2 protein-coding genes are annotated in these 429 nt (G+C 25.6%); both read left to right on the plus strand.

The features are described 5' to 3' along the window. The coding region (locus JG677_RS08610; protein WP_200286228.1) for a prepilin-type cleavage/methylation domain-containing protein at window positions 1–356 on the plus strand (356 nt) is incomplete at its 5' end. Continuing rightward, the coding region (locus tag JG677_RS08615; RefSeq protein WP_200286230.1) for a DUF2920 family protein at window positions 346–429 on the plus strand (84 nt) is incomplete at its 3' end. The genes JG677_RS08610 and JG677_RS08615, both read left to right, overlap by 11 nt.

Here is a 429-nt window from a genome sequence, read left to right on the forward strand (position 1 = left end):
ATGATAAGCTTTCTACTCTTAGGGCTATGAGCAATGTTAAAGAAGTTCAAAATATAGATTTAAGTCAGATTAGCGGAACTAAAGAGGCCTTTTTTAAAGTTGGAAATGATGAAAAATGCATTAAACTCATTTTTATTGATAAACCAAATTTCACTTTAATGGGAATTGCAAGCAATGAAACTATAAAAAATCTTATAGAAAATGTAGCCAATACTTCTTCTTTAGAAGTCTTGGAAAATGCAGATTTTACTTCAAATTCTAAAGATAAAGCTTGTATAAGCTTAAGTAAAAATGAAAATTTTAAAAATATTGCTAGTAAAGTTTATGTTTTATTAGGAGAAATGAATGTTAATTAACAAATCCTATAAAATTAATTCTTGTGATGATGTTGAACTTAATATAAAAAGAGAAAGTAAGCTTGAGTATAGA

It is taken from the genome of Campylobacter sp. TTU-622, assembly GCF_016598965.1.
Lineage (GTDB): Bacteria > Campylobacterota > Campylobacteria > Campylobacterales > Campylobacteraceae > Campylobacter_D.